The sequence below is a fragment of the Sabulicella flocculans genome, from assembly GCF_045449635.1.
GTDB lineage: Bacteria > Pseudomonadota > Alphaproteobacteria > Acetobacterales > Acetobacteraceae > Roseococcus.
Genome location: NZ_JBJJBR010000047.1, coordinates 1 through 3,610, shown reverse-complemented (window position 1 = coordinate 3,610; position 3,610 = coordinate 1). Strand labels below are relative to the sequence as shown.

3 protein-coding genes are annotated in these 3,610 nt (G+C 72.2%); 1 reads left to right on the top strand and 2 read right to left on the bottom strand.

Features of this window, described 5'->3' with window-relative positions:
* Together ACI6QG_RS19465 and ACI6QG_RS19460 are read right to left on the bottom strand one after the other, a co-directional pair.
* Positions 1-575, bottom strand: a 575-nt coding sequence (locus ACI6QG_RS19465; protein ID WP_407026240.1) for a hypothetical protein, incomplete at its 3' end; no start/stop codon positions are given.
* A gap of 520 nt (positions 576-1,095) precedes the next feature.
* A complete protein-coding gene (locus ACI6QG_RS19460; protein WP_407026241.1) occupies positions 1,096-2,127 on the bottom strand; it encodes an aspartate-semialdehyde dehydrogenase in 1,032 nt (343 codons plus the stop codon).
* Positions 2,128-2,231: 104 nt separating this feature from the next.
* Between ACI6QG_RS19460 and zapE the strand changes: the two genes are divergently transcribed.
* On the top strand, positions 2,232-3,383 hold the full coding sequence (gene zapE, locus ACI6QG_RS19455) for a cell division protein ZapE (RefSeq protein ID WP_407026239.1): 1,152 nt from the start codon (positions 2,232-2,234) through the stop codon (positions 3,381-3,383).
* Positions 3,384-3,610 lie beyond the last annotated feature (227 nt).

Sequence of the window (3,610 nt, the reverse complement as noted above, 5' to 3'; positions counted from 1 at the left end):
GGGCCGGCGGCGCGGCCCAGGCGCAGCAGCGCCTCGGCGCGGGCCAGGGCGGCGGCGGCGCCGGGCGGCACCAGGGCGGGCGGCAGGGCGGGGGCCAGGCGCTCCAGGATCAGGCGCGCGGCGCGGGCCTGGGCCTCCAGCCGCTCCAGCGCGCCTTCGGGCGCGGCGGCGCGGCGGGTTTCCTCGTGGCGGGCCTGCTCGGTGGCCAGGGCGTCCTGGGCGCGGCGCGCCGCCTGGGCGTCGCCATGGGTGGAGCGCGCCCCGAAGTAGTAGCCGAACACCCCGGCGATGATGCCGTTGACGTAGCCGGCGATGGCGGCGTCCAGCGCCAGCGCCTGCGAGAACAGCAGGATGGGCAGGCCGACGATGCCGACGATGAGCGCCAGCACCGCGCGCACCGTGCCTTCGGGCAGGGCCAGCGGCAGGTCGCGCAGGGCGGCCACCTGGTCGGGCGTGGTGGCGGGGTCGCGCAGCAGCGCGAAGGAGCGCGCGGACAGCCACCACAGGAAGGCGGCGAAGCCGGTGCCGGTAAGGAACACCAGCAGGGCGGCGAGGAGGGGAGGGGCGGTGGACAAGGCGATCTCCTTGAGCAGCAGCCGCCCTAAATGTTCCTAATTTGTTCGAAAAAGCAAGTGAAAAGGATTGTCGTCCTACAACCTGTGGATGTGAGAAGGGCGCGGACGGTGGTGCGTCCGGGGGGCTGAGCGTGACCGCCGGCAGCGCACCCCACGCCTCCAGCCGGCGCACACCGGCAAAGCCAGCAGGCCCACGCCCCCTGACGCCTCCGGTCGCGCCGAGGCTCCGCCTTGGCGCGGAGCAGGCCCCGCAGAATCGAGTGCCCCACGCCGTCAGCCAGCGCACGCGGCCAGGCCACGCGCGCGAGCGCAAGCAGACGCCTGCGGTTGCTGCCACGGCGCAGCCGTGCTGCGGAGACGAACCCCCAGAACAGGAAACCCCCGGCATCCGCGCTGCCAGGGGTCGCCCTTCAGCCCGTGGGCCCCTTCGCCCGCGAGGCGCGGCGAAGGGCCGAACCGAACGGGGCCCCCGCGACGGTTTTCGCCCCAGCGCAGCGCCGGGCGAAAACCGTCGTGGGGATCAGGCCGCCGCCTTCGCCAGCAGCCCCTGCCGCACCAGTTCCTCGGCGATCTGCACCGCGTTCAGCGCCGCGCCCTTGCGCAGGTTGTCGCCGACGCACCAGAAGGCCAGGCCGTGCGGCACCGTGGGGTCCTTGCGCAGGCGCGAGACGAACACGGCGTCCTCGCCCGCGGCGTCGAGCTGGGTGACGTAGCCGCCATCCTCGCGCCGGTCCACCAGCTGCAGCCCCGGCGCGTCGCGCAGCGCGGCCTGGGCCTGGGCCACGGTGATCGGCCCCTCGAACTCCACGTGCACCGCCTCGGAATGGCCGACGAAGACCGGCACGCGCACGGCGGTGGCCACCACGGCGATGTCGGGGTCCAGGATCTTCCTGGTTTCCGCCGCCATCTTCCACTCCTCCTTGGTGAAGCCGTCCTCCATGAACTTGTCGATGTGCGGTATGCAGTTGAAGGCGATGGGCTTGGTGAACTGCTCCACCACCGGGGCGTCGTGCACGAAGGAGCCCTTGGTCTGGTTGAACAGCTCGTCCATCGCCTCCTTCCCGGCGCCGGAGACGCTCTGGTAGGTCGCCACCACCACGCGCCTGATGCGGGAGATGGCGTGCAGCGGCTTCAGCGCCACCACCATCTGGATGGTCGAGCAATTGGGGTTGGCGATGATGCCGCGCTTGCGGAAGCCCTTGATGGCCTGCGGGTTCACCTCCGGCACCACCAGCGGCACGTCGGGCTCCATCCGGAAGTGGCTGGTGTTGTCGATCACCACGCAGCCCTGCGCGGCGGCGCGCGGGGCATGGATGGCGGAGACGCTGGCACCGGGGCTGAACAGGCCGATGTCGGTGCCGGTGAAGTCGAAGGTGTCGAGGTTCTTCACGGTCAGGATCTGCTTCTCGCCGAAGGAGACCTGCTGGCCGGCCGAGCGCCCGCTGGCCAGCGCGATCACCTCGCTGGCCGGGAAGCCGCGCTCGGCCAGCGTCTTCAGCATCTCGCGCCCCACCGCACCGGTGGCGCCGACGACCGCGACCCTGTAGCCCATCACCTCGAACTCCATCTTGACAAGACGCGCGTGCTTAGCGCCCCGCGCCGCCGCGCGTCCAGGGCGGTTGAGTGCCGCCCGGCCCCGTTCTAAGCGCAGGGCCGATGGAATCCGCCGGCCCGCTCGCCCTCTACCGCGCCCGCATCGCCTCCGGCGCGCTGAAGCCCGACCCCGCCCAGGCCCAGGCGGCCGAGCGGCTGCAGGCGCTGTGGCACGCCCTGCGCGGCTACGACCCGCAGCCCGCCCTGCCCAGCCAGAAGCCCGCCGGCTTCCTGGGCCGGCTGTTCGGCCGCAAGGGCAGCGGCGACCTCGCCCCGCCGGAGGACGCGCCGGAGGGGCTCTACCTCGTCGGCGCGGTGGGGCGCGGCAAGTCCATGCTGATGGACCTGTTCTTCGAAACCGCCGAGGTGCCGCGCAAGCAGCGCATCCATTTCCACGCCTTCATGCAGTCGGCCCACCAGCGCATCCACCGCTGGAAGCAGGCGAACCCGGGCAGCGACGACCCCATCCCGGCGCTGGCGGATTCCATCTTCGGCGAGGCGGCGCTGCTGTGCTTCGACGAGTTCCAGGTGCACGACATCACCGACGCGATGATCCTGGGCCGGCTGTTCGAGGCGCTGTTCGCCCGCGGCGTGGTGGTGGTGGCCACCTCCAACACCGCCCCGGACGACCTGTTCAAGGGCAAGCCGGGCCGCGACGCCTTCCTGCCCTTCATCGCGCTGATCAAGCAGCGGGTGGAGGTGCTGCACCTGCAATCGCAGGGGGACTACCGGCGCGAGCGCATCCGCGGCCTGCCCACCTGGCACCACCCGGCCGATGGCCGCGCCGACCGCGCGCTGGACGCCGCCTTCCGCGAGATGACCGGCGAGGCATCCGGCGCCCCCTGCACGCTGACGGTGCTGGGCCGCGCCGTGCCGGTGCCGCAGGCGGCGCGCGGGGTGGCGCGGATGGACTTCGATCAGGCCTGCGGCGCCTTCCTGGGCCCGGCCGACTACCTGGCCATCGCCACGCATTTCCACACGCTGGTGCTGGACGGCATCCCCCGCCTGGGGCCGGAGAACTTCGACAAGGCGCGCCGCTTCATCACGCTGGTGGATGCACTCTATGAGCATCGGTGCAAGCTGGTGGCCAGCGCCCAAGCAGAACCCGACCGCCTTTACGAAAAAGGCGAGAATGCGGCGATGTTCGAGCGCACCGCCTCGCGCCTGGTCGAGATGCAGAGTCAGGAATATTTGAGGTTGCCACACCTCCCCTGACTGAAATATGCCGTCACGCGGGAAAGACACTGGGGTGGGGGTTCTCTCATGCGTTGGATGCTCGCGGGCCTGCTCGGCCTGAACTTGGCGCTCGCTGCGCCGCAGGTCGCCGAAGCCCGCGGGGATGCCCGCGCCACGGTCGGCGCCACGCGCGCCGCCAAGCCGGCCGCCGCACCGGCCCGCGCCGCCAAGCCCGTGGCCGCCCGCCCCTCGGCCGCGCCGGCCCG